Origin of the sequence: Hydrogenophaga sp., assembly GCF_050250835.1 — a bacterium.
In the GTDB taxonomy this organism is placed as follows: domain Bacteria; phylum Pseudomonadota; class Gammaproteobacteria; order Burkholderiales; family Burkholderiaceae_C; genus Hydrogenophaga.
Genome location: NZ_JBFWNX010000001.1, coordinates 74475 through 98412, shown reverse-complemented (window position 1 = coordinate 98412; position 23938 = coordinate 74475). Strand labels below are relative to the sequence as shown.

23 protein-coding genes are annotated in these 23938 nt (G+C 65.4%); 14 read left to right on the top strand and 9 right to left on the bottom strand.

Annotated elements, in window-relative coordinates:
• The first annotated feature begins 83 nt into the window (after positions 1-83).
• Together AB7F11_RS00450 and AB7F11_RS00445 are read left to right on the top strand one after the other, a co-directional pair.
• Entirely contained in the window at positions 84-905 is an 822-nt protein-coding gene (locus AB7F11_RS00450; protein WP_428288634.1) for an SDR family NAD(P)-dependent oxidoreductase, read from the top strand.
• 61 nt (positions 906-966) lie between these two features.
• Positions 967-1701: an SDR family NAD(P)-dependent oxidoreductase gene (locus AB7F11_RS00445; RefSeq protein WP_428288633.1), complete on the top strand. Its 735-nt coding sequence runs from the start codon at positions 967-969 to the stop codon at positions 1699-1701.
• 16 nt (positions 1702-1717) lie between these two features.
• Here AB7F11_RS00445 and AB7F11_RS00440 read toward each other — a convergent pair whose 3' ends face one another.
• Complete coding sequence (locus tag AB7F11_RS00440) at positions 1718-2611, bottom strand: FadR/GntR family transcriptional regulator (RefSeq protein ID WP_428300715.1); 894 nt, start codon at positions 2609-2611, stop codon at positions 1718-1720.
• Between the two features lie 18 nt (positions 2612-2629).
• Between AB7F11_RS00440 and AB7F11_RS00435 the strand changes: the two genes are divergently transcribed.
• Both AB7F11_RS00435 and AB7F11_RS00430 read left to right on the top strand, forming a co-directional pair.
• A complete protein-coding gene (locus AB7F11_RS00435; protein ID WP_428288631.1) occupies positions 2630-4069 on the top strand; it encodes an NAD-dependent succinate-semialdehyde dehydrogenase in 1440 nt (479 codons plus the stop codon).
• Between the two features lie 24 nt (positions 4070-4093).
• Positions 4094-5689, top strand: a complete 1596-nt coding sequence (locus tag AB7F11_RS00430; protein ID WP_428288630.1) for a GMC family oxidoreductase — start codon at positions 4094-4096, stop codon at positions 5687-5689.
• A gap of 75 nt (positions 5690-5764) precedes the next feature.
• Here AB7F11_RS00430 and AB7F11_RS00425 read toward each other — a convergent pair whose 3' ends face one another.
• From AB7F11_RS00425 to AB7F11_RS00405, 5 genes are all read right to left on the bottom strand, one after another.
• Entirely contained in the window at positions 5765-7057 is a 1293-nt protein-coding gene (locus AB7F11_RS00425; protein ID WP_428288629.1) for a TRAP transporter large permease, read from the bottom strand.
• Complete coding sequence (locus AB7F11_RS00420) at positions 7051-7554, bottom strand: TRAP transporter small permease (protein WP_428288628.1); 504 nt, start codon at positions 7552-7554, stop codon at positions 7051-7053. The genes AB7F11_RS00425 and AB7F11_RS00420 overlap by 7 nt, the downstream gene beginning before the upstream one ends.
• Positions 7551-8594 (bottom strand): TRAP transporter substrate-binding protein, encoded by a 1044-nt coding sequence (locus AB7F11_RS00415; protein ID WP_428288627.1) that lies wholly within the window; start codon positions 8592-8594, stop codon positions 7551-7553. The genes AB7F11_RS00420 and AB7F11_RS00415 overlap by 4 nt, the downstream gene beginning before the upstream one ends.
• A gap of 253 nt (positions 8595-8847) precedes the next feature.
• Positions 8848-9303, bottom strand: a complete 456-nt coding sequence (locus AB7F11_RS00410; protein ID WP_428288626.1) for a MarR family winged helix-turn-helix transcriptional regulator — start codon at positions 9301-9303, stop codon at positions 8848-8850.
• A 22-nt stretch (positions 9304-9325) separates the two neighbouring features.
• Complete coding sequence (locus tag AB7F11_RS00405; protein ID WP_428288625.1) at positions 9326-10939, bottom strand: flavin-containing monooxygenase; 1614 nt, start codon at positions 10937-10939, stop codon at positions 9326-9328.
• 177 nt (positions 10940-11116) lie between these two features.
• Here AB7F11_RS00405 and AB7F11_RS00400 point away from each other — a divergent pair, with 177 nt between their 5' ends.
• The 10 genes from AB7F11_RS00400 to AB7F11_RS00355 are packed head-to-tail and all read left to right on the top strand — an operon-like array spanning position 11117 to position 21281.
• Positions 11117-12052: an alpha/beta hydrolase fold domain-containing protein gene (locus AB7F11_RS00400; RefSeq protein WP_428288624.1), complete on the top strand. Its 936-nt coding sequence runs from the start codon at positions 11117-11119 to the stop codon at positions 12050-12052.
• Positions 12049-14151 (top strand): acetate--CoA ligase family protein, encoded by a 2103-nt coding sequence (locus tag AB7F11_RS00395; RefSeq protein ID WP_428288623.1) that lies wholly within the window; start codon positions 12049-12051, stop codon positions 14149-14151. Before AB7F11_RS00400 ends, AB7F11_RS00395 begins: the two co-directional genes overlap by 4 nt.
• A gap of 14 nt (positions 14152-14165) precedes the next feature.
• Positions 14166-15146, top strand: coding sequence for an aldo/keto reductase (locus tag AB7F11_RS00390; RefSeq protein WP_428288622.1), 981 nt, complete (start codon positions 14166-14168; stop codon positions 15144-15146).
• A 52-nt stretch (positions 15147-15198) separates the two neighbouring features.
• A complete protein-coding gene (locus AB7F11_RS00385) occupies positions 15199-15444 on the top strand; it encodes a hypothetical protein (RefSeq protein ID WP_428288621.1) in 246 nt (81 codons plus the stop codon).
• A 32-nt stretch (positions 15445-15476) separates the two neighbouring features.
• The gene (locus AB7F11_RS00380; RefSeq protein ID WP_428288620.1) at positions 15477-16343 is read left to right on the top strand and encodes an alpha/beta hydrolase; all 867 of its coding nucleotides are present in this window, start codon (positions 15477-15479) and stop codon (positions 16341-16343) included.
• Positions 16340-17485 carry a CaiB/BaiF CoA transferase family protein gene (locus AB7F11_RS00375; protein ID WP_428288619.1) on the top strand — a complete coding sequence of 382 codons (1146 nt, stop codon included), beginning with the start codon at positions 16340-16342 and terminating at the stop codon, positions 17483-17485. Before AB7F11_RS00380 ends, AB7F11_RS00375 begins: the two co-directional genes overlap by 4 nt.
• Positions 17482-18336: a PaaI family thioesterase gene (locus AB7F11_RS00370; RefSeq protein WP_428288618.1), complete on the top strand. Its 855-nt coding sequence runs from the start codon at positions 17482-17484 to the stop codon at positions 18334-18336. The genes AB7F11_RS00375 and AB7F11_RS00370 overlap by 4 nt, the downstream gene beginning before the upstream one ends.
• Position 18337: 1 nt before the next feature.
• Entirely contained in the window at positions 18338-19231 is an 894-nt protein-coding gene (locus AB7F11_RS00365; protein ID WP_428288617.1) for an NUDIX hydrolase, read from the top strand.
• A complete protein-coding gene (locus tag AB7F11_RS00360; protein WP_428288616.1) occupies positions 19221-20030 on the top strand; it encodes an enoyl-CoA hydratase/isomerase family protein in 810 nt (269 codons plus the stop codon). Before AB7F11_RS00365 ends, AB7F11_RS00360 begins: the two co-directional genes overlap by 11 nt.
• Positions 20031-20036: 6 nt before the next feature.
• On the top strand, positions 20037-21281 hold the full coding sequence (locus tag AB7F11_RS00355) for a CaiB/BaiF CoA transferase family protein (RefSeq protein WP_428288615.1): 1245 nt from the start codon (positions 20037-20039) through the stop codon (positions 21279-21281).
• Here AB7F11_RS00355 and AB7F11_RS00350 read toward each other — a convergent pair.
• The 3 genes from AB7F11_RS00350 to AB7F11_RS00340 are packed head-to-tail and all read right to left on the bottom strand — an operon-like array spanning position 21274 to position 23923.
• The gene (locus AB7F11_RS00350) at positions 21274-21954 is read right to left on the bottom strand and encodes an EthD family reductase (RefSeq protein ID WP_428299813.1); all 681 of its coding nucleotides are present in this window, start codon (positions 21952-21954) and stop codon (positions 21274-21276) included. The two genes, AB7F11_RS00355 and AB7F11_RS00350, sit on opposite strands and share 8 nt — an antisense overlap.
• A gap of 2 nt (positions 21955-21956) precedes the next feature.
• Positions 21957-22961, bottom strand: a complete 1005-nt coding sequence (locus AB7F11_RS00345) for a Bug family tripartite tricarboxylate transporter substrate binding protein (protein ID WP_428299814.1) — start codon at positions 22959-22961, stop codon at positions 21957-21959.
• Positions 22962-23014: 53 nt separating this feature from the next.
• Positions 23015-23923 (bottom strand): fumarylacetoacetate hydrolase family protein, encoded by a 909-nt coding sequence (locus AB7F11_RS00340; RefSeq protein WP_428288613.1) that lies wholly within the window; start codon positions 23921-23923, stop codon positions 23015-23017.
• Positions 23924-23938: the final 15 nt, after the last annotated feature.

Genomic DNA, 23938 nt, shown 5'->3' with positions numbered 1-23938 from the left:
GCTGCCGCAGGGCGATCGAGTGAGTAAAACCCCTCACCAGACTTCGCTGCGAACACATGGACAGTGCCCTTCAGGAGACCCCCTTGGCTGGACAAAAGACTTCTTCAGATTCACCCGCGCGCGTGGCCGTTGTCACCGGTGCGGGCGATGGCATCGGCTGGGCCACCGCGCAGCGGCTGGCGCAGGATTTCGCGCATGTGGTGATCGCTGACGTGCGTCCGGAGGCGGCCGAGCAACGCGCCGCCGAACTGGGCGCAGGCCATCTGGGCCTGGGTTGCGACGTCACGGCCGAAGCTGCCGTGGTGGCGCTCATGCAGCAGGTTCAACAGCGGTTCGGCCGCATCGACGTGCTGGTCAACAACGCGGGCATCGGCGAGCAAACGGTGATGACGCTGGAGCAGACCGTGGATGCCTTCGATCGCATCCTGGCGGTTCACCTGCGCGGCACTTTTCTGGCCAGCCGCGAGGCCGGTCGCATCTTCGTGCAGCAGCAGTCGGGCGCCATTGTCAACATCAGTTCCATCGCCGGCCTGCAGGGCCACCCGGGGCGCAACGCCTATGGTGCGGCCAAGGCGGGCATCTCGACCATGACCGCAGCGATGGCCGGTGAGTGGGCGCGCGACGGCATCCGCGTCAACGCGGTGGCGCCAGGGTACGTTCTGACCGATCTCGTGAAGGACCTGGCCGCCAAGGGCGCCCTCAATCTGGCGGACCTCGAGAGTTGCACACCCATGGGCCGCACGGCGCGTCCGGAGGAGATCGCAGAAGCCATCGCGTTTCTCGCGTCAGACCGCGCCAGCTTCATCACCGGGGTCACGCTGCCGGTGGATGGCGGTTGGGCTTCGTTTGGCGCGCCGCCGGCCAAGCTGGGCACGGTGGCCGAAAAGCGGGTGGGGCCGAAATGACCCCCTGCCGCGCCTTCGGTGCCGGATCCCCGGTGTTCCTGGATGGCGGTCAGGCGCTCACATGAAAATGTTCGAAGGTCGCTGCATGCTTGTCACCGGGGGCGCCGGAGACATCGGCCGGGCCACCGCGCGCGCCTTTCTGCAGCAGGGTGCCCATGTTCACCTGGTGGACATCGACCACGATCGTCTCGCGAAGGCGCAAGAAGAGTTGCAGTCTCTGGGCCGCGTGTCGGCGCACGCGTCGGCGCTGGCATCGCCAGCCGAATGTCGGGAAGCCTTTGCCTCTTGCGGCCACGCCGTGCATGCGCTGATTCACATGGCCGGCGTCTTCGAGCCTGACCCGCTGGACAGTGACGACCGCCGTGTGTGGGAGCGGGCCATTGCCAGCAACCTCACCAACGCATACGACATGGCCATCGCGTTTCGGGCGCAGCATGTGCCGCCCGCAGCGGGCCGCATCGTGCTGTGCAGTTCCCGCGCCTTTCAGCGTGGAGCCCCTGGGCGCGCTGCCTACACCGCAGCCAAAGGCGGCATCGTGGGGCTCACGCGCACCTTCTCTCGCGAGTTCGCTCCTCACGTTCTCGTGAATGCCGTGGCGCCTGGCCTGATCGAGACGCGCATGACCACCGACGTGATCGCCCGCTTTGGCGACCAGCGCATGGCCGAAATTCCGCTGGGCCGCTACGGCACGCCTGAGGACATCGCGGGGGTGGTGAAGTTCCTCTGCGGACCGGACTCGGCGTACATGACGGGCCAGTTGATCACGGTCGACGGTGGGGTGTTGAACTCGTCCTGAGAATGGCTGTGGAGGGTCACTTGAGCTTGGTGGCCTTGTGGACGACCTGCAGGTATTCATTGAGGTGCTCGATCGCCTGTGCGGCGTTGCGCGCGCGCAGGCTGGCCAGGATCTTTCGGCGCAAGGGCACCAGTTGGGGCCGATGTCCGGCCGGCGTTTTTTCCAGCACCACATAGCGAAGGATCTGCAGCAAGGAGTCGATCAGGATCACCATCACTTCGTTGTGCGTCGCTTTCGCGATGAGGTGAAAGAAGAGGACGGCTTCGTCCGTCCGCTGGGTCCATTCCTTGGCCTTGGCCAGTGCTTCCATGCGGTCCAGATTCGCTTCGATGGCGGCGAAATCCGCGGCGGTGCCGTGCTCGCATGCACTCTGCAGGATGACGCTGTGGATCATCCGGCGGGCGTCGATCAGATTGGGAATCGAAATCCTGCCCAGCGCGATGAGGTCTTGCAAGGGCCGGGCCAGCATGTCTGCATTGCCCTGGCGGATGTAGGCCCCGCCCTTCGTACCCAGCTTGAGTTCGAGGATGCCCGCCATTTCCAGGGTGCGCAAAGCCTCTCGAATGACGGGACGGCTCACGCCAAAGCCGGTGGCAAGGTCCTGCTCCGAAGGCAGTCGGTCCCCAGCCTTCAACTCACCGGTATGCAGCATGGCCCTGATCTGGTCGCCCACTTCCTCGAAGCCACGCCGGGTCTTCACGCTGGTGAACCGGGCATTGGTTCGGGCCTGTGGCGGCGCACTGGCGGCGTCTTTTTTCATCTTGTGAACTCCAAAGACCGAATTACACAACAGCAGGGGATCGCCTGCGCCGCGATGTGGCGAAATATTCCGGCCTCCGCAGTGAGGTGTTTGGACTACAATGCAAATGGACAAACCATTTAAGTAGTTCGGTGGTTTTTCAATATACATCATCACTGGAGAAGGTGCGTGGCTGACATCTATCAGATCGGTTCATTGATCGCGGGAAAAGAGGTGACGCAGGGAGGCCGCGACACCCGTCCCGTGTTGAACCCCGCCACGGGCGAGACCATCGGAATGCTCTCGCTGGCCAGGTTGGAGGACATCGACGCCGCCGCCGAAATGGCCCAGAAAGGCTTCCAGCAATGGAGCGCGCTGTCCGCATTCGAGCGCGCCCGCTGCCTTCAGGCTGTGGCGGTGCAGGTCAGAGCCGACATCGAGCTGATGGCTTCCCTGTTGACGGCGGAGCAGGGCAAGACGTTGAACGAGGCCCGTGGAGAGGTGGCGGGCTCGGCCGATCTCTTTGAATGGCTGGCCGAGGAGGGCAAGCGCCTCTATGGCCGCATGGTTCCCTCCAGGAACGCCGCCATGCAGCAGATGGTGCAGCTGGAGCCGGTCGGGCCTGTGGCTGCCTTCTCACCGTGGAACTACCCTCTCGCACTGGCTGCTCGAAAGATTGCTCATGCACTGGCGGCTGGGTGTTCCGTGGTCATCAAGCCGGCCGAAGAGTCGCCCAGCGCGGTGTTGCACCTGGCGCGGATCTGTATCCGGTGCGGTGTGCCGGCAGAAGCCATCCAGGTGCTGTTCGGCGTGCCCGCCATGGTGTCCGAGCGACTGATCGCGTCTCGCCATATCCGCAAGGTGTCGTTCACGGGTTCGGTGGCGGTGGGCCGGCATCTGGCGGCCCTGGCGGGCCAGGCCCTGAAGAAGGTGACCTTCGAGCTCGGCGGTCATTCGGCGGTGATCGTCATGGACGACGCCGATGTGGAACGCGCTGCGCAACTCAGCGTGGCCAGCAAGTTTCGCAACGCAGGCCAGATCTGTATCGCGCCTTCGCGCTTCTTTGTGCATGACGCCGTTCACGACCGGTTCGTCGCCGAGTTCGTGCGCATGTCCCAGAAGCTCAGCGTTGGCGATGGCGCCAAGACGGGGACCGACATGGGACCGCTGGCTCACCTTCGGCGCACCGAGGCCATGCAAGTGTTCACCCAAGACGCGGTCGAGACGGGTGCGCGCATCGCCGTGGGTGCGCCAGATCGGCCCACCCGTGCAGGTTTCTTCTGGGCGCCCACCGTGTTGACCGACGTGCCCGACCATGCGCGCCTGATGCGCGAAGAGGTGTTCGGTCCCATTGCACCCATGGTCCGCTTCAACGATCTCGATGCGGTGATTGCCAGGGCGAACGACGTCGACTTCGGACTGGCAGGCTACGCGTTCACTTCCTCTTTGAAGAACGCCAGGAACATCCAGGACCGCCTGAAGGTGGGCATGGTGGGCATCAACTCTTTCAGCGTGACCGCCCCGGAGATGCCTTTTGCAGGCATCAAGGACAGCGGGCTGGGCGTGGCTCAGGGCCTGGAGGGCCTGCTGGACCACATGAATGTCAAGTCGGTCTACCGCGCCGACTGAATCGAGCATCGACCCATCAGGAGCATGTCCGTGCAGGAAACCTTTGACTACGTGATCGTCGGTGCTGGCAGCGCTGGTTGTGTGCTGGCCAATCGCTTGTCTGCAGATCCATCCAGCCGTGTGTTGCTGATCGAGGCAGGCCCACCCGACACCAACCCCTGGATTCACGTCCCCATTGGTTTCTACCGCACCATCTTCAATCCTTCCCTTGGTTGGAGCTACACCACGGAACCTGAACCGGGAACCGGCGACCGGGCCATGTCATGGGTGCGAGGCAAGGTGCTGGGTGGATCGAGTTCCATCAATGGTTTGCTCTACGTTCGTGGGCAGCATGAAGACTTCGACGACTGGAAGGCCCTGGGCAACCAGGGTTGGGGTGCCGAGGACGTGTTGCCCTATTTCAAGCGCTCCGAAAACCAGGTTCGGGGTGGCAACGACTGGCATGGCGCAGGGGGTCCGTTGACGGTTTCGGACGTCTCCCACCCCGACGAACTCTCCGACGCCTTTGTGCTAGCCGCCGAGCAGGCCGGCATTGCCCGCAACCCGGACTTCAATGGCGCCAGTCAGGAAGGTGCCGGCTACTACCAGCTCACCACGCGAAAGGGGCGGCGCGCCAGCTCGGCCGCTGCGTTCCTCAAACCGGTGCGGCATCGCTCCAATCTGGTGGTTCGCACCGGGGCGCTGGTCAGCCGTGTCCTCATGGACGGCAGGCATGCCAAGGGCGTGGAGTATCTGCAGGGCGGTCATCTCCACCAGGTGAGTGCGGCACGGGAGGTGATCCTGTCGGGCGGTGCGGTCAACTCACCGCAGTTGCTGCAGCTCTCGGGCATCGGACCGGGGGCGCTTCTGCAGGCGCATGGCGTGAAGCCCGTCCACGACCTGCCCGGTGTGGGGCAAAACCTGCAGGATCACTACAACGCCTATACGCTCGTCAGGTGCAAGTTGCCGGTGACCTGGAACGTCCAGTCGCGCCAGTGGGGCTGGAAGATCAAGGCGGGCCTGCAATTCCTGATGGGCGGTGGTCCATTGACGACCGGCTCGGCCAGGGCGGGCGGCTTTGCACGAACTCGCCCGGAGCTGGATCGCCCTGATGTTCAGTTCCATTTCATGCTTTTCACCACCAACGGCAAAAGCGCGGAGATGGATCGTTTCTCGGGGTTCACCATCACCGTGTGCCAGTTGCGCCCGGAGAGCCGTGGCGAGGTCAACATCGCCTCGGGTGACTTCCAGCGTGCGCCCCGCATCCTGCCGCGTTACCTCACGCATCCTCTCGACCAGAAAACGTTGGTCGATGGCATTCGCATGACCCGGCGAATTGTTGAATCGCCCGCCCTGCAGCCTTACGTTGAACGCGTAGCCCAGCCCAACTGGACCGACAGCGACGAGCAACTCCTGGCCTTTGCGCGCACCACGGGACGCACGGTGTTTCACCCCTGCGGCACCTGCAAGATGGGGAACGATGCGATGGCCGTGGTCGACGACCAGCTGCGGGTGCAGGGCCTGCAAGGGCTGCGCGTGGCCGATGCGTCCATCATGCCGACGCTGGTGTCGGCGAACACCAACGCGGCCAGCATCATGATCGGCGAGAAAGCCTCTGACCTGATTCTCGGCAGCCGGTGATTGGTCGCCAGTGAAGAGCAGCCGGGCTTGCCGGCTGCGTCTGCGTCTGCGTGAATGTGTCTGAGGCGATGACGCTCAGAACATCCGATTGGGCAACCAGAGCGAGAGCGCGGGCACGGCCGCCAGCATCAGAATGCGCACGATGTCCGCCGTGACGAAAGGCAGAATGCCTTTGACCAAAGTGGACAGCTTGAGGTTGGGCACCAGCGACTGGATCACGAAAAGATTGATGCCGATGGGTGGGGTGATCAGTCCGATTTCAGTGGCCACCACGACGATGATGCCGAACCAGACCGGGTCGTACCCCAGTCCTGTCACCACGGGGAACAGCAGAGGCACGGTCAGCAGAATGATCGACAGGCTCTCCAGGATGCAGCCCAGAAGAATGTAGATGCCGATGATGATCAGGATGACGGTGAAAGGTTGCAGCGTCGCGTCCTGCACCACGTCCAGCAAGGCCTTGTGTACGCCCGTGAGGTTGATGAACTCGCCGAACACGGTGGCGCCCAGCAGGATGGCGAACATCATGGCGGTGGTTTGCGCGCTGTCACTCAGGATGGAACGGATGGCCTCTCGCGTGAGCACGCGGCGGCCCAGCGCGAACAGGAAGGCACCGAAGGCGCCAATGCCCGATGCCTCGGTGGGCGTGAACAGGCCGCCATAAATGCCGCCCAGCACGAGACCAAACAACACGATCACCGGCACGAGGCCTTTGAATAGACCGTCGCGCTGTTCTTTCGGGATTTTCTCGGTGATGGGCGCCGCCGATGGATCGCGCCACACCACCCAGCGAACGGCCAGCATGTAGCCGAGGACACCGATGATGCCGGGGATGATGCCGGCCATGAAGAGCTTGCCGATGTGTGTCTCGGTGCTCACCCCGTAGACCACCATGATGACGCTGGGTGGTATCAGGATGCCCAGCGTGCCGCCAGCCGCCACGGCGGCAGCGCTCAGGCCTTCGGAGTAACCGTATTTCCGCATCGAAGGCAGCGACACCTTGCCAATGGTGAGCGCGGTGGCCACGCTGGAACCACAAATGGCACCAAAGCCGCCGCTGGCCACGATGGTGGCCATGGCCAGTCCGCCGCGCCGCCGTCCGATCAGCACCTGGGCAGCGCGAAAAAGATCCTGCGAAATGCCCGCGCCGGCCACCAGGTTGCCCATCAGCACGAACAGCGGGATGACGGCCAGGTTGTAAGAGAGCACGCTGTCGCGCGCACTGGCCGCGATCATGCTCAGACTGGGCATCAGCCCGCTGAGTGTGGCGAAGCCGGCGAATCCAGTCAGCAACAGGGCCACCGCGATGGGCACCCTGGCGAAAATCAGGGCGAAAGCGGCAGCGAAGCCCAAGGCGGCAGTCAGCATGAGGTGCGTGGGTCACCCGCAGTGGGTGTTTCTGTGGGAGGGTTGCAAAAGATGCCGAGAACAAAGGCCGCGCCCGTGACCAGGCAGACGGCGGACATGAGCCACAGCGGGTAATACAGAGGAATGCCGAGCTGGATCGTGGTGTCGCCATCCTCCATGACCCTCAGCGCGGCGCGGTGCAGCGGCCACGTCAGCCCGGCGAAGGTCGCTGCGCTCAACACCGCTGCAAATCGTGTCTGGATGCGCCGCGTCCTGGGGCCGGTGAGGAAATCCAGCAGGTCCACCACAATGTGGCCCTGTCGGTAGGCGAGCCTGGGAAACGCAAGAAACACGATGCCCGCCAGCATGAGCTCGGTGAGTTCGGTGGCGCCCGGTACGGGCTGTCGCAACAGGTTGCGCCCGAGCACGTCCACCGTGGTGAGCATCATCAAGGCGAGCAGCAGGACCCCCGTGAGGGTGTCCAGCGCCCGCTCTGCCGTGGCCACCACCCGGCTCATTTTCTGGCCTGGCGGTTCTTCGCGGCTTCAGCCAGCATGGCGCGGTATTCCTCCAGCATCTTGTCGGCGTCGGCCATGCCCTTCTTCTTGGCCGCATCAATCCAGGCCTGCTCCACCGGACGCAAGGTGCTCTTCAGGTCGGCCATCAGCTGCGGGCTGGCCACTTCGATCGTGCCGCCGTTCTTGCGCAGCGCGTCCACGCCTTCGCCGTCGATGCGGTTGTAGGCCTTGCCGATGCTGGTGGCCAGCGCTTCGCCCGAAATGCCCATGATGGCGCGTCGATCGGCCTCGGAAATCTCATTCCACTTTTTCTCGTTGATGACCAGGGAAAGCACGGTGTTGTAGATGCCGCCTGGAATCAGGGTCAGATGAGGCAGGGCGTCAAGCAGCTTGTAGCCGTACACCGCTTCCCGGTTGAGGAAAGAGCCGTCAACCACGCCCGAGGAGAGCAGCTCGTACATCTCCGTCACCGGCTTCTGCACGGGCACGGCGCCCAGTGCGGCCATGATCGGCAGGGTGCTGCCCTGCGGGTTGCGCATCTTCATGCCCTTGAGGTCACCGATGGCACGGAACTGTTTCTTGGCCAGGAAGATGTGGCCGGAGCCGACCGGGAACGTGCTGAGCACGTGTACGCCTTTGAACTCGCCGTACTTGGCCAGGTGGCGCTCATAGAAGCGGTGAAAGGTCGGCGAGGTCACTTCGGCGTCGTCTCCCATGAAGGGCAGCTCCGCAATTTCGGACAGGGTGAAGCGCCCAGGCGTGTAGCCATTGACGATCCACGACACGTCGGCCTGACCATCGCGGACCACGTCCAGTTGTCCCGGCACGGAGCCCACCACCTTGGGAAGCATGTCCACCTTGACCCGGCCGTTCGTGACCTTGGCCACTTCTTCCGCCCAGGGCTCGAAGACGGTCTTTTTCAGCGTGTGGGTGGGCGGCAGCCAGTTCGAGTAGCGCAGCACGGTCTGGGCGGATGCGCCGCTGGCGGCGATGAGCAGGGCAGCGGTGGCGGCCCAGAGTTTGGATGCTCCGAATTTCATGAAAGTCTCCTGTGCAGTGGCGGATTTGGCGGGTATCTATGCTGACATAAAACACAATAATTATTTAAATGGTCAGTCCAATAGATCAATAAGGGTAAACCATGAGGCTGAAGCGAGCGCGCGCGCAGAGGCTTGTCGCGATGGGCGACCGCTGATGCTGTCGAAGGAGGTCGAAGAACAACGCGCCCCAGGCCTGGGGTGCGATGCGCAGGGCTGTCTGCCCTGGGCTGGCTATCGGATGCCCATGGTGGGCTCAGTGCCCGCTGTCGCGTCCCACGTCACGCACCGCATCCAGATTCGCCAGCATGCGGTTGAGGTAGCCGATCAGCACGGTGCGTTCTTCCGGGCTGAAGCCGGTCAGCAGCGCTTCTTCGCGCGCCGTGGCCAGGCGGATGATGCGGTCGTGCTGCTTCTTGCCGGCCGGCGTGGTGGCGTACTCGATCTTGCGCAGACCCAGCGGGCGCGACTTGAGGAACCCGCGCTCCTGCAGCAGCGCCACGCTGCGGCTGACGGCGGCCTTGTCCAGCCCCATGAGATCGCAGGCGCTGGAGGCGGTGGACCAGGGATAGATTTCGAAATAGGAGAGCACCCGCCAGTCGGCCACGCCCATGTCGAAGCGGGCGCGGTACAGGCTGGACGCGCTGCTGGCCATCTTGTTGGACAGCCAAAGCAGCAGGCCGGGCACGTAACGATCGAGGTCTAGTTTCATGCCTCGAATGGTAGTGGCTGGATCAGGCTTGCATGAAACCTTCGTAGTTCTTTTCCGCCACGCCTTCGATGATGCGGCGGTAAGCAGGCACGCCCGCCACATAGGGCATGAACACCCGGGGCTTGCCCGGCATGTTGGCACCCAGGTACCACGAGTTGCCGACCGGGTAGAGCGTCTGGTTCGCAGCCTCGTTGACGTGGTCCACCCATTGGTCCTCGTGCGCCAGGTCGGCCTCGATGCGCTGCGTGCCCTGGACGCGGCTGCGTTCGAGGAAGTTGGTGATCCAGTCCACATGCGTTTCGATGGAGTGCACCACGTTGCTCAACACGGAAGGGCTGCCCGGCCCGGCAATGATGAACATGTTGGGGAAACCAGCGATGGACACACCCAGGTAGGTGCGGGGACCCGCCGCCCACTTTTCGCGCAGCGACTGACCGCCCGAGCCGCGGATGTCGATCGCCAGCAGTGCGCCGGTCATGGCGTCGAAGCCGGTGGCGAATACGATGGCGTCGAGCTCGTGGTGGCCCTGCGTGGTGCGCAGGCCGGTGGGTGTGATCTCGGTGATCGGATGGGCCTTCACGTCCACCAGGCCCACGTTGTCGCGGTTGAAGGTTTCGTAGTAGTTCGTGTCCACGCACAGCCGCTTGGTACCAAACGGAAGATCGGGCCTGGGGCAGAGAATGTCTGCCTTGACAGGGTCTTTCACCGTGGCGCGGATCTTGCCGCGCACGAAATCCCCGGCGTATTTGTTCGCCACGGGGTTGCGCATGAGGTCGTTGAAAGCGCGGAGCATGCGGAAACCACCGCCCGCTCCGCGCCAGCGGAATTCGAACTCCTTGAGGCGTTCTTCGTCGTTCACCTCCAGGGCGCTCTTGTCGTTCGCGCTGAGGTACTGGCCCGTGACGGCCTCGCGGCCCAGTGCGCGCCGCTCGGCATAGTGCGCCTTCACGTGGGCGAGCGTGGCTTCGGTCAGGGGTTCGTTCTGTGCTGGCACGCTGAAGTTGGCGGTGCGCTGAAACACGGTGAGGTGTGCCGCCTGCTCGGCGATCACCGGCGTCATCTGTACGCCACTGGACCCGGTGCCGATGAGGCCCACCCGCTTGCCTGAAAAATCCACGCCTTCGCGTGGCCAGTTCGCGCTGTGGTACCACTGCCCCTTGAAGGATTCGAGGCCCTTGAATTTGGGGGGCTGCGGGATCGACAGGCAGCCGGTGGCCATGATCAGGTATTGGCATTCGAAGCGCTCACCAGCCTGCGTGACCACAGTCCAGCGTGTGCTGGCGTCGTCGAAGCTGGCGCTGGCCACGCGGGTGTTGAACTGGATGTCCTTGCGCAGGTCGAAGCGGTCGGCCACGTGGTTGATGTAGCGCAGGATCTCGGCCTGTGGCGCGTAGCGCTCGCTCCAGTTCCATTCCTGCTGCAGTTCCTCGCTGAAGGAGTAAGAGTAGTCCAGGCTCTCCACGTCGCAGCGCGCACCGGGGTACCGGTTCCAGAACCAGGTGCCGCCCACGCCATCACCGGCTTCAAGCAATTGCACCGAAAGGCCCAGGCCCCGGGCACGGTGCAACTGGTACAGGCCGGCAAAACCGGCGCCAACAATGATCATGTCCACCTTGCGGACGGTCGGGCTGTTCATGAATGTTCTCCTCGGGAAGTGGGGGGCGAAGACTCGTGAATCGGCACGAGCCGGCTGTTGGTGATTCTGAGGCCGGCAAGTTGATCTGTCAACCTAATAGGTTGACCTGACAACAAAACGTACGTCTAATATCGGTATAGATACATAATGGTCATGCCATTGACACAGGAGACGCCCATGGACAAGGAAATCGAAGATCTGTTGCAGAAGGTCAAGGAGGCCAACCGAAAACCGTTCTGGCAGAGCACGCCGCAAGAAGCCCGCAGTGGCCCCATGCTCATGGCCCTGCTGTTCGGTGAACCGCCGGCTGTGGAGCGCGACGAGAGTTTCACGATTCCCTCTTCCCAGGGCTTTGCGCTGCCGGTGCGTCTTTACGTGCCTTCGGCGGCGCCGAAGGGTCTGATTGTCTATTTCCACGGTGGCGGCTGGGTCATCGGCACGGTGGCCGGCTACCACCCTTTCACCGCCACGCTGGCCAACCGCACCGGCTGCGCCGTGCTGTCGGTGGACTACCGGCTGGCGCCCGAGCACCCGTTTCCTCTGCCGGTGGACGACGCCCTGGCCGCGATCCGCTGGGCGGCATCGGATGCCGCAGCCAAGGCGATTGGCATCGCGCCACGGACGCTGGTCGCCATGGGTGACAGCGCCGGCGGCAACCTCGCCACGGTGGCCTCGCGCATTCACAACGCCAGCGGAGCCGGGCGCAAGGTGGACCTGCAGGTGCTGGCCTACCCGGTGGCCGACCACGATTTCCAGACCGGCAGCTATGCCGAGTTCGCCGAAGGCAACCTGCTCACGCGCAACGACATGAAGTGGTTCTGGGGCCACTATTGCTCGGACGAATCGAAACGCTCGCATCCGGATGCCTCGCCCATGCGCGCCCAGGACCTGTCGGCATCGCCCGAAGCCTTGATCGTCACCGCCGGGCGAGACCCGCTGCGCGACGAAGGCGAGGCCTATGGTCAGCGCCTTCAGGATGCCGGCGTGCCCACCGAGGTGGTGCGCGGCGAAGGTCTGGTCCACGGGTTCCTGGCCATGATCCACTACGCGCCCAGCGCAGGCCGCGCGTTCGAGAAGATGGTGAAGGCCATCGAAAGGGCGACGTCGAAGTGAGCGACCTGTCCTCCCTGTTCAACCCACGCTCGGTGGTGCTGGTGGGGGCCACGGACCGGTCTACCTGGTCAAAGATGGCGTTCGACAACCTGCGCCTGCTGGGCTTCGAGGGCCCGGTCCATCTGGTCAGCCGCGCCGGTGGCATGGCGCATGGCCAAGCCACGTACAAGTCCGTCACCGAGATCGGTGAGCCGGTGGACGTGGCGCTGCTGATGCTGCCGATCACGGCCATGGGCGACGCATTGCGCGACCTGGGGGTCGCGGGCATCAAGAGCGCGGTGGTGCTCGCGGGTGGCTTCGCCGAGACCGGTGTCGAGGGCCGCGCACTGCAGGACGACCTGGTGGCCACGGCGCGTTCGCTGGGCATTCGCCTGCTGGGGCCGAACTGCCTGGGCTTCATCAATTTCAACACTGGCGGCGTGTGCTGGACCGGTTCGATGCGCACCCCGCCGCTCCGGGGTGGCATCAGCATCGTCTCGCAAAGCGGGGCGGTGGCCACGGTGATGAAACACTTCGCGCACCAGCACGGCATCGGACTGAACGTGGTGGCAGCCACCGGCAACGAGGCGGTGCTGGGCCTGGCCGACGTGGTGGACTACCTGGTGGACGACCCGGCCACGCGTGTGATCACGGTGTTTGCGGAAACGGTGCGCGACACCACCTTGCTGCGCCGCGCGGCCGAGCGCGCCCTGCGCCTGGGCAAACCCATCGTGGTGCTCAAGGTGGGCCGCTCCGAGATCACCGTTCAGGCGGCGCAGTCGCACACCGGCTCCCTGGTGGGCGACGACAGCGTGTTCGACGGCGTGTGCCGTCAGCTCGGGTTGCTGCGCGTGCGCTCCATCGAGGAACTGATGTTCACCGCTGCGTTGCTGGAGAAAACCGGGGTGCTTCAAGGCGAAGGCGTGGCGGTGCTTTCGGCTTCGGGAGGCATGGGCGAACTTGCAGCGGACTACGCCCATCTCGAAGGCGTGAGCCTGCCCGGCCTGGCGCCAACCACGCTGGCTGCGCTGGCCGCCGCGCTGCCGCCCATGGCCACGCCGGCCAACCCGCTGGACCTCACGGGTGCCGTGGTGAACAGGCCCGAGCTGTTTCTGGATTGCATGCAGGCGCTGGAGCAGGACCCGGCCGTGGCGGTGCTGGTGTGTGTGTTCGATGTGCCGACCGATCTGAACAACGACTGGGCTCCGTTCGCCGTGGGCTCGTTGCAGGCCATCGGCCGCTTCAAGCCGCAGGGGCGCGTGCGTTTCCTGGCGATCAGCAACACGGTGAAGTACGTCTCCGATCGCAGCCGTGCAGAAATCGAGACGGCCGGCATGCCGTACCTGCCTTCCGGGCTGGATGTGGGCATGAGAGCTCTGCGCCATGCGTTGCGCTGGTCCGCGCAGCAGCGAGTGGGCGCTGCACAGGCTGAGGCTGCTCGCGCAAGGGTGGACTCGGCGGCCAGCCTCCCCGCCTCGGAGAGCGAAGCCATGGCCTTTCTGGCTGGTGCGGGTGTGCCCGTGGTGCCTCAGGTGCTGGCCAACAGCGAGGCGATGGCGGTTTCTGCCGCCGCAACCCTGGGCGACGGCCCGGTGGTGCTCAAGATCGCCTCGCCCGACATCGCGCACAAGACCGAGGTGGGCGGCGTGCTGCTCAACCTGCAGGGCGCAGCGGCGGTGGCCGAAGGTTTTCGCCGCATCATGGCCTCTGCACGCCAGGCGATGCCGCAGGCCCGACTGCACGGCGTCATCGTCTCGCCCATGCGCCGCGGCGGCGTGGAGCTTTTTGTGGGCGTGCGGCGCGATGAACAATGGGGCCACGTGATCGCGCTTGGCCTGGGCGGTGTGTGGATCGAAGCGCTGCAAGACGTGAGCCTGCGCGTGCTGCCGGTCTCGCCCGGGGAAGTCAGGCGCATGGTGGATGAACTGCGGGGCGCCCGCCTGCTGAACGGCTTTCGGGGAGCGCCACCCGTGGACCTCGACGAACTTGCGCGCATCGTCGCCCGCATCGGCGACGCCGCGCTGGCCCTGGGTGACTCGCTGGACACGCTGGAGGTCAATCCCTTGCTGGCCGAGGGGGAACGCATCGAAGCGCTCGACGCGCTGACCACCTACCGCTGAAACGGAGACGCACCATGGAATACGTACGACTCGGCCGCACCGGCCTCAAGGTGTCCAGGCTGTGCCTGGGCTGCATGACGTACGGCGAGCCCGGGCGCGGCTCGCACGAATGGACCTTGAATGAAGAGAACAGCCGGCCGCTGTTGCGTCAGGCGTTCGAGGCAGGCATCAACTTCTTCGACACCGCCAACATCTATTCCGACGGTACCAGCGAAGAGTTTCTGGGCCGCGCCATCCGCGAGTTCTCGCGGCGCGAGGACGTGGTGATCGCCACCAAGCTCAACGGCCCCATGCGCAAGGATGCGAACGCGGCCGGCCTCTCGCGCAAGGCCGTCATGACCGAGATCGACGCCAGCCTGAAACGCCTGGGCACCGACCATGTGGACCTCTACCAGATCCACCGTTTCGACTACACCACGCCGATCGAGGAAACGCTGGAGGCGCTGCACGACGTCGTCAAGGCCGGCAAGGCGCGCTACATCGGCGCGTCGTCCATGTACGCCTACCAGTTCTGCAAGGCACTCTACCTGGCAGACCTGCATGGCTGGACGCGTTTCGTCTCGATGCAGAACCACTACAACCTGCTCTACCGGGAGGAGGAGCGCGAGATGCTGCGACTGTGCCAGGAAGAGGGCGTGGGCGTGATTCCTTGGAGTCCGCTGGCGCGGGGCCGTCTTACGCGGGACTTCGACGAGAAGACCTTCCGCACCGAAACCGACCAGTACGGCAAGAGCCTGCACAAAGGGCTGGGCGAAGCCGACCGCCGCGTGGTCGATGCCGTGGCTTCGGTGGCCGCCGCGCGGGGCGTGCCGCGTGCACAGGTGGCGCTGGCCTGGGTGGCCAGCCGCCCGGGCGTCACCGCGCCCATCATCGGCGCCTCCAGGCCGGCGCACCTGCAAGACGCCTTGGCCGCGCTGTCGATCCAGCTCACCCCAGACGAGGTCGCCGCGCTGGAGTCGCCCTATATTCCGCACGCCGTGGCGGGCTTCTCTTGAACGCTGCATCGTCCTATAATGGTATGACCATTGAATACGAACGAGGCCAGCCATGCTGAACAAGACCATTCCCGAGCGCGTTTTCCAGGTCAAGGATGCCAGCGGTCGCCAGTACAAGGTGACGCGCTACGCCTGGCTGGAAAGCGAAACCGATGAGACCAGTGCCACCCAGTGGCACGAGACCTGGCACTTGCTGATGACCGAGAACGGGGGCTTTCTCGATCCCGTGGGCGATGGGCGCTACGTGATCGACGGCACCGGCACGGTGGTGGAGCCGGTCGACGCCCAACCCGCCTGAGCGGCTCGCTCCTGCCGAGCCGAAGCCCAGGCATGCCCACCACCCGGGACATTCACTTCTTCAGCGGCCCGCGCCTGAAACTCTCGGGTCGGCTCTACCTGCCCGATCCCGGGTGCGACCTTGGCGCCGGCGCCGTGTTCTGTCACGGCTTTGGCGGCGTGAAGGAGGGCACTCCTGTGGGCCTTTGCAGCTTGCTGGCCGAGGCCGGCTACACCATGCTGTCGTTCGACTACCGCGGCTTTGGCGCCAGCGAGGGCGAGCGCGCGCTGCTGCTGCCGCAGGAGCAGGTGGACGACGCGGTGGCTGCGCTGGAATACCTGGCCACGCAGGTGCGAGGTGTGGACCCGACACGCATCGGCCTCTATGGCACGAGCTTTGGCGCCGGGATTGCCGCGCTCGCGGCGGTGCGCAGTTCGCGCCCGCGCGCGCTGGTGGCTTCGGTGGGGGTGATGTCGGGCAGCGACTGGATGCGCAACGTGCACCGCTGGTACGAGTTTCGCGCCATCCAGCGCCGGGCACTTGCCGCCATCGCGCACAAGGCTGCCACGGGTGAGATCGAGCTGTGCGAGCGCCTGGACATCATGTCGCCTGAGCCTGAGTCGCTGGTGCGCTATGCCGAGAAAACGCCGATCTCGATGGAAACCGTGTGGCACCTGATGCACCACGAGCCGATCGACCACGCGCACCGGCTCGCCATGCCCGTGTTTCTGTTCGGTGCGGACGACGACACCGTGGTGCCCTGCGACCAGACCCGCCGTTTCTTCGACCGCGTGACCACCGAGAAACAAATCGAAGTCTTTCCCACCGGCAACCACTGGGTGGTGTACGACGAGGCACTGCCGCGCGTGGCCGAAGTGACGGCCGCGTGGTTCGCCAGACACATGGGAATTTCCGCATGAAGCAGACCAACGGGCCGCTGCACGGTCTCAAGGTGATCGAGATGGCGGGCCTGGCGCCTGGACCCTTTGCCGCCATGATGCTGGCTGACATGGGCGCGCAGGTGTTGCGCATTGACCGGCCCGACCCTGCGCCGCGCGCCATGCCGCAACGCTATTACTTCACCGACCGCAACCGCCGCTCCATCGCGGTGGACCTGAAATCGCCCGATGGGGTGGCCCTGGTCCGGCGCCTGCTGGCCGGTGCCGATGCGCTCATCGAAGGCTTTCGCCCCGGCGTCATGGAGCGGCTCGGCCTGGGCCCCGCCGACTGCCTGGCGATCAACCCGCGCCTGGTCTATGGCCGCATGACTGGCTGGGGGCAGGACGGCCCGATGGCCATGGCGCCGGGCCACGACATCAACTACATCGCGCTCTCCGGCGCACTGGAGGCGATTGGCGAAGCGGATCGGCCACCCGTGTTGCCACTGAACCTGGTGGGTGATTTCGGAGGCGGCGGCATGTACCTGGCCTTCGGCATCGCCTGTGCGCTGATCGAAGCGGCGCGCTCTGGCCAGGGACAGGTGGTGGACGCGGCCATGGTCGATGGCGCGGCGTCGCTCATGACCTACTTTCACGGCTACCGTGCGGGCGGCAAGTGGCCCGGCCGGGGCCGCAGCGTCACCGGCGGCGGGTCTCCGTTCTACGCCGTGTACGAAACGCTGGATGGCAAATACATCAGCGTCGGCTCGGCCGAGCCCAAGTTCTATGCCGAGTTGTTGCGCCAGACCGGGCTGGACCAGGCCGGCCTGCCGGATCGCGACGACCCCGCCCACTGGCCGGTGATCCGCGAGCGGCTGGCGGCCGTGTTCCGCACGCGAACGCGCGACGCGTGGTGCGCACAACTGGAGACCAGCGAGACCTGCTTTGCCCCTGTGCTCGACATGCAGGAGGCCGCCGCGCATCCGCACAACGTGGCGCGAGGTACCTTCATCGAGGTCGATGGCATGCTGCAGCCGGCGCCAGCGCCGCGCTTCTCCCGCACACCAGCGGCCATGCCGACCGCGGGCGTGGAACCGGGCGTGGACCTGCCAGCGGCCCTGGCCGGCTGGGGCCTGGAGGCCGACGAGCTGCACGCACTTGCGGCAGCCGGGACGGTGTCGTGAGCCTGCCGCCCCCCGGCCCGGGTGCCTGGACGTTCGAGCGCCTCCAGGGCTATGGGCGGCATGTCGGCCCTGTCTGGTGCCATCCCGATGGCGAGATGGCGTTGCGCATCGAGCCCGTGCACACCAACGTCAGCGGCCGAGTGCACGGCGGCATGGCCATGGGCCTGGTGTCCATGGCCATGACGCAGGCGGCGCAACGCGCCGCGCTGGCCGCACACCCTGGCGGGCACGCCACGCCGCTCTCTTATCACGGTGAACTGATTGATTCTGCGCAGGTCGGTGACTGGGTCTTCGCTCACACCGAGGTGGTGCGCACGACGCGCACGAGGGTCTTCGTCTCGGCAGAACTGCGCTGCGGTGAGCGCACGCTCATGACGGCCAGCGCCGTCTACCAGATTGAGGCCACGGCGCTGCGCCCAGACCGGCCCGGGCAGACACCCGCGGCGCTGCCCGCCGGCCATGCACTTCGAGCACCGGTGGATGCGTTCAGTGCCCACGTTGGAGCGATCCACGAGCGGCGGGACGAGCACGGCGAGCCCGTGGGCGGCCTGGTGGTCGACTCGATCCATCTGGACGCCCGTGGGGGCGACGAGATGGACACCGGCATGGCGCTGATGATGGCCGACCTGATTCTGGGTCGCCGCGCGCGCACCGTCAGCGGCTCGGTCTGCGTGACGGTGGGCATGGGCGTGATGCGACTGGCACCGGTGCGGCTGGGTGACGCTCTGGAAATCGACAGCCATACCGAGGGCCTGCACGGCGACACCGTGGTCGTCACCGGCCGCTTTCGTGTGAATGGCCTGCCAGCGATGAGCGTGACCAGCCTGTGGAAAATGGTGGAGAAAAAATGAAATGACACGAACCGACTCCAAGCCAACTCCCACCACCCTGCGCGCGGCCTCCACGCTCATTCTCCTGCGCGACTCGGAAGAAGGTCCGCAGGTGCTCATGCTCAAGCGACATGGCCTGTCTGACGTGCTCGCGGGGGCTTTCGTGTTCCCGGGTGGCAAACTCGATGCGTCCGACGCCGAATTGAAGGACACCACCCATCTCGATGAATCGCCCCAGGCGCTGCACCTGCGACTGGGCGAGAACGACATCGACGCCGCCACCGCCGTGGGCCTGTACGTGGCCGCCTTGCGCGAAACCTTCGAGGAATCGGGCTTGCTGCTGGCCGAAGACCTGGCGGCCGAGCGCGCAGAAGAAGCGCTGGCGCGCCAGGCCAGCGGCATGCCCTTCAACGCCTTGCTCGCGGAAATGCGCCTGCGCCTTCGCGTGGGGGCGCTCGCGCCGTGGTCTCGCTGGGTCACGCCGCCCGACTCGCCCAACAAGCGCTTCGACACCCGCTTCTTCGTGGCGCGCGCCCCCGACGGCCTGGCTCGCCACGACGAGCGCGAAACCACCGAAGCGCGCTGGGTGAAACCGCGTCCCGCGCTTCAAAGTTACTGGGACGGCGAACTCACCCTGGCGCCGCCACAGATCATGACCCTGGCCCATCTGGCACGGCACACCACCGTGGACAGTGTGCTGAGCGAGGCGCGTGGCCGGCTGCCGGTGCTGATCCAGCCGCACGTGATCCGCGATCCCGAGGGCAGAACCATGTGTTACCCCGGCGACGAACTGCACCCCGTGCGAGAGCGCGCCATGCCGGGGCCATTGCGGCTGTTCACACGGGGCCAGCGTTACGAGCCTCAAGACGGGTTCGAAGGTTTTTTTAGTCCGGCAGGAAACACCCATGCCCATTGAAGGCCCTGCTTTCGACACCATCCGCCTGGAACTCCAGGGCGCTCTGGCCTGGATCACGCTCCAGCGTCCCGAAGCCATGAACAGCATGAGCCCGCAGATGCTGGCCGACCTGACCGCGGCGCTGGATTTCGTGGAGGCCCGTCATGAAGTCCGCTGCCTGGCGATTCGCGGCACGGGCAAGGCCTTCTGCGCCGGCGCCGATCTCAAGGCCGTCAAGGGCTTTGGCGATGGCGAAGACGAAGCCACTGCCATACGCCTGTTCCTGGCTCGCGCCACCGCGCTGCTGCGCCGCATCGAATTGCTGCCCATGCCGGTGATAGCCGCCGTCAATGGGTTGGCGCTGGCTGGTGGGTTGGAGACCGTTCTTGTGTGCGACCTGGTGGTGGCCGCGGAGGAGGCGAAGTTCGGCGATGCCCACGCTCGCTACGGACTCATCCCAGGGTGGGGTGGCTCGGCGCGCCTGCCGCGAAAGATCGGTCCCAACCGCGCCAAGTGGATGATGTTCTCCGCCGAGATGGTGAGCGCCGCCACCATGGCCGAATGGGGCCTGGTGCACCAGGTGGTGCCGGGCGCTGAGCTGGAATCCACGGTGCAGGCGCTGGCTGCCCGCATGACCGACAAGAGCCCGCTGGGTCTGCGGCGCATGAAGCAGCTCGTGGACGACGGCCTGGAGCAGCCACTGGAAGTGGCGCTGCGCAACGAACGCGTCATGGTCGAGGCGCACAACGCATCCCACGACCGGCGCGAAGGCCTGGAGGCCTTCGCCCAGAAGCGTCCACCCCGGTTCAATGGCACTTGAAACAACATGAACAGCGCAAACCCCACACCCACACAGACCCGTTTGCAATCCAGCGCCCTGGGCGGCTTGCGCGTCATCGACTTCACCCACTTCATTGCCGGCCCCATGGCCACCATGATCCTGGCCGACGCCGGGGCCGATGTGATCAAGGTCGAAAAGCCCAAGGGCGATGACCAGCGCTACTTCGCACCCTCGGAAGCCCGTCTGGACGGGCAGGGCGCCAGCTTCCTCTGGGCCAACCGGAACAAGCGCAGCATCACGCTCGACCTCAAGACCGACGCAGGCCGCGCCATTGCCCAGGCGCTGGTGCGCGATGCGGACGTGGTGGTCGAGAACTTCACCTCGCGCGTGATGACGCAGTACGGCCTGGATTTTGAAACGCTGTCCCGCGACAACCCTCGCCTGATCTACTGCTCCGTCTCGGCCTTCGGGCGCAGCGGCGAATTCGCCGACCGCGCAGGCTTTGACACCATCATGCAGGCCGAGAGCGGATTCATGTCTCTGACCGGCTACGCCGATCGCGACGGCGTGCGCACCGGCCCTGCGGTGATGGACATGGCCTGCGCCATGATGGCCAGCAACGCGATCCTGATCGCACTGGCCGCGCGCCACCGCACGGGCCTGGGCCAGCATGTGGATGTGCCGCTGTTCGACACCGGGGTGCTGATGACCGGCTTCATGACCGCGCAATACCTCTTCAGCGGCAAGGTGCCCCGGCGCAACGGCAACGTGAGCAACGACGCGGTGCCCAGCGGCGTGTTTCCCACGGCCGACCACCCGCTCTTCATCACCTGCACGAGCACTTCGCTGTTCCGTCGTCTGTTCATCGACGTGTTGAAGATGCCCGACGTGGGCAACGATCCCGAGTTGCAGCGGATCGACGGGCGGCTGGCGCAGCGCGAGCGCGTGATCGAAATCCTGAACCGGGTGTTTGCCACCGACACGCGCGAGAACTGGCTGAAGCGGCTGGATGCCGCCAAGGTGCCGGCCGGTGCCGTTCGCACGCTGCCCGAAGCGCTGGAATCGCGCGAGGTGCAGGCCCGTGGGCTGGTCACGCAGGTGCCGCACCCCACCGCCGGCAGCGTACCCAATGTGGCCCTGCCCCTGCACTTTTCGGGCACGCCCGTGGTGCCACCGGTGGCTGCACCCATGCTGGGGCAGCACACCGACGAGGTGTTGCGCGAAGTGCTGGGTTACAGCGAAGAGAAGGTGCGGGAACTGCGTGCGCTGGGCGCGCTGGGCCTCACATGATGCGAACCGCGTTCACCGCATAGGCGGCCAGGGGTTCGTACGACGGGTGCCGGTGGATGAAGATCTGACCGGCAGGTGAGACCACCCAGTCGCGCAAGCCTTGCTCGCTGTCGAAGAACAACTCGGCCATGGCCTCCACCGGCACCTTGCCGCTGGGCACGTTGGCAGAAACCGGGTGCGCGCTGTCGACCACGGTGTTCTGAACGTAGGCGAAGGGGCCGCCCTCGGCGGGTGCGAGCTGCGCAGGGCGGGCACCCTCGGGCGCCGCCGGGCGCCGACGGGAAAGCACCAGCAGTTTGTTGGCCGGCCCGCCGGGTGCGCGGCCTTGCTCGGGCACCGGCGCCGTGCCGAACACCGGTTCACCCGCCAGCACCAGAATGGTGATGGCACCCTGGAAGTTCGGGATGTCGCGTTTGACCGCTGCGTACTCGGGCGATTGTTCGCAACGCTCCATGGCGGCCACATCGTCGAACCACTGTTGCGAGATGCCGCCCACTTCGTGGTCCGGAAAGGGTTGCACCTCGAACAGACGCTCGCGGATGTGGTTCTGAAGATAGCGGTGCAGGCCCGGCATGAAGCTGGCCAGGTGCCCATGCACCTTGAACCAGTGATCGCCGAACTGTGCCTCGCTGATGCCCTCTTTGCGGCTGAAGACGCCCGAGCGGAAGATCATGCTCAGTTCGGCGTGATGTTCAGGCGCTTGATGAGGTCGCCCCAGAGCTTGCTGTCGCGTGCCACGATCTTGGTGAAATCTTCCCCACTCACTTGCGAGGGCGACCCGCCGCCCTTGCGCACGATGGCCTGAAATTCCGGATCGGAGGTCATGGCCTTCACCGCGCCGGAGAGCTTGGCATAGACATCGGGTGGCAGGTTGGCCGGGGCCACCATGCCGAACAGCTGTTCGGGCAGCAGCACGTTGTAGCCAGCCTCTTTGATCGACGGGACATTGGGCAACGCGGGGTCGCGCGTTTCGCCAGTCACGGCGAGTGCCTTGGTGCGCCCGGCGTTGATGAGCGCGATCGAGCTCGGCACCGATTGCCATGCGTAGTGAACGTCGCCGGCGATGATGGCTGCATCCGTTTCAGGGCCGGTCTTGTAGGGCACGTGCACCGCCTGGATGCCGACGTCGGCGTTGAATTGCTCGGCGGCCAGGTGGATGCTGTTGCCAATGCCCGAGGAACCGAAGTTGAGCTTGCCAGGCTTGGACTTGGCCAGCGCAATGAATTCCGCCACGGTATTCACGCCCAGTGCGGGCGAGACCACCAGCACCTGGCGGGTGGTCTGGATCAGGCCGAGGTAAGTGAACGACTTGTTCACGTCGTAGCCGGGGTTCTTGATCAGGTGAGGGGCGGAAGTCAGGGCGGTGCTGGTGCCCATGCCGATGGTGTAGCCATCGGGCGCGGCGCGCGCGACTGCCGACAGGCCGATGGTGCCCGATCCGCCGAGCTTCACGTCCACGATCATGCTGCCGTTGAGTGTCTTGGCCATGTGAAGGGCAATCTGGCGGGCCAGGAAGTCAACCGCGCCGCCGAAGGGCGCAATCAGCGTGATCGGGCGCTCCGGGAAACTGGACTGCGCGAAGGCCAGCGAAGGCAGGGCGCCCAGGCTGGCCGCACCACCGGCCATGGCGGCCAGGCGCAGCGTGGCTGTGCGACGGGAAATTTTGTTGGAAGTGTTCATGGGAGTCTCCTTCAGGTGGTTGCGCGGCGGCGGGGGGGAAAGGGGGAAAGGGTTCACTCAATGACCGTGTTGACCAGTTCGCCAAGACCGTCAATGCGTGCGCGAATCACGTCGCCCGGTTCGAGGCAGCGCGGTGGAATCATGGCAAAGCCCACGCCCGAAGGCGTACCGGTGGCGATCACATCGCCCGGGTGCAGGGTGAGGCCTGCGGAGAGCTGTTCGATGATGGACGGTACATCGAACAGCATGTCCTGTGTACTCGCGTTCTGGCGCACCTCGCCGTTCACGTCGAGTTGCATGTTCAGGGCCTGGGCGTCGGGCACGGCGCTTCGGTGCACCACCCAGGGTCCCATGGGGCAGGTGGTGTCCAGGCCTTTGCCCTTGAACCATTGGCCGTGGCGCTTCTGCAGGTCGCGCGCGGTTACGTCGTTGATGATGGTGTAGCCGAACACGTGCTCCAGCGCGGACTCGCGCGTGATGTTCACGCCACCCTTGCCGATCACGATGCCGAGTTCGATTTCGTAGTCGAGGATGCGGGTGTGCTTCGCGTGCCGCTGGATCGAATCTCCAGTGCCGATGATGGTGGTCCAGGGCTTGGAGAAGAACTCGGCGGCCTTGGGGAAATCGTTGGGGTCTCGTTTGGCTGCGAGGTTACCTTCGATGATGTGCAGCCGGTAGTTGCGGCCCACGCAGAAGACGTTCTTGCCGGGGCGCGCCAGGGGCGCAAGCACTCGCGCCTCCGGCGTTGCGCGATTCGCGCTGTGGCGGGTGGTGTCCTGCATGGCCTTGCGGGCGAGTTCCAGCATCTCGGGGCCGGCTTCGATCAGCCCGGCCACATCGCTGGGCACGTCGGCTGAACCGCCAATGGACTCGCGCAGCATCGCGCTCAGGTTGACGATGCCTGCGTCGGTGTGGGCACCCAGGTGGGTAGCACCGTCTTGCGAAAAGGTCAGGAACTTCATGGTGTGGGGTTTACC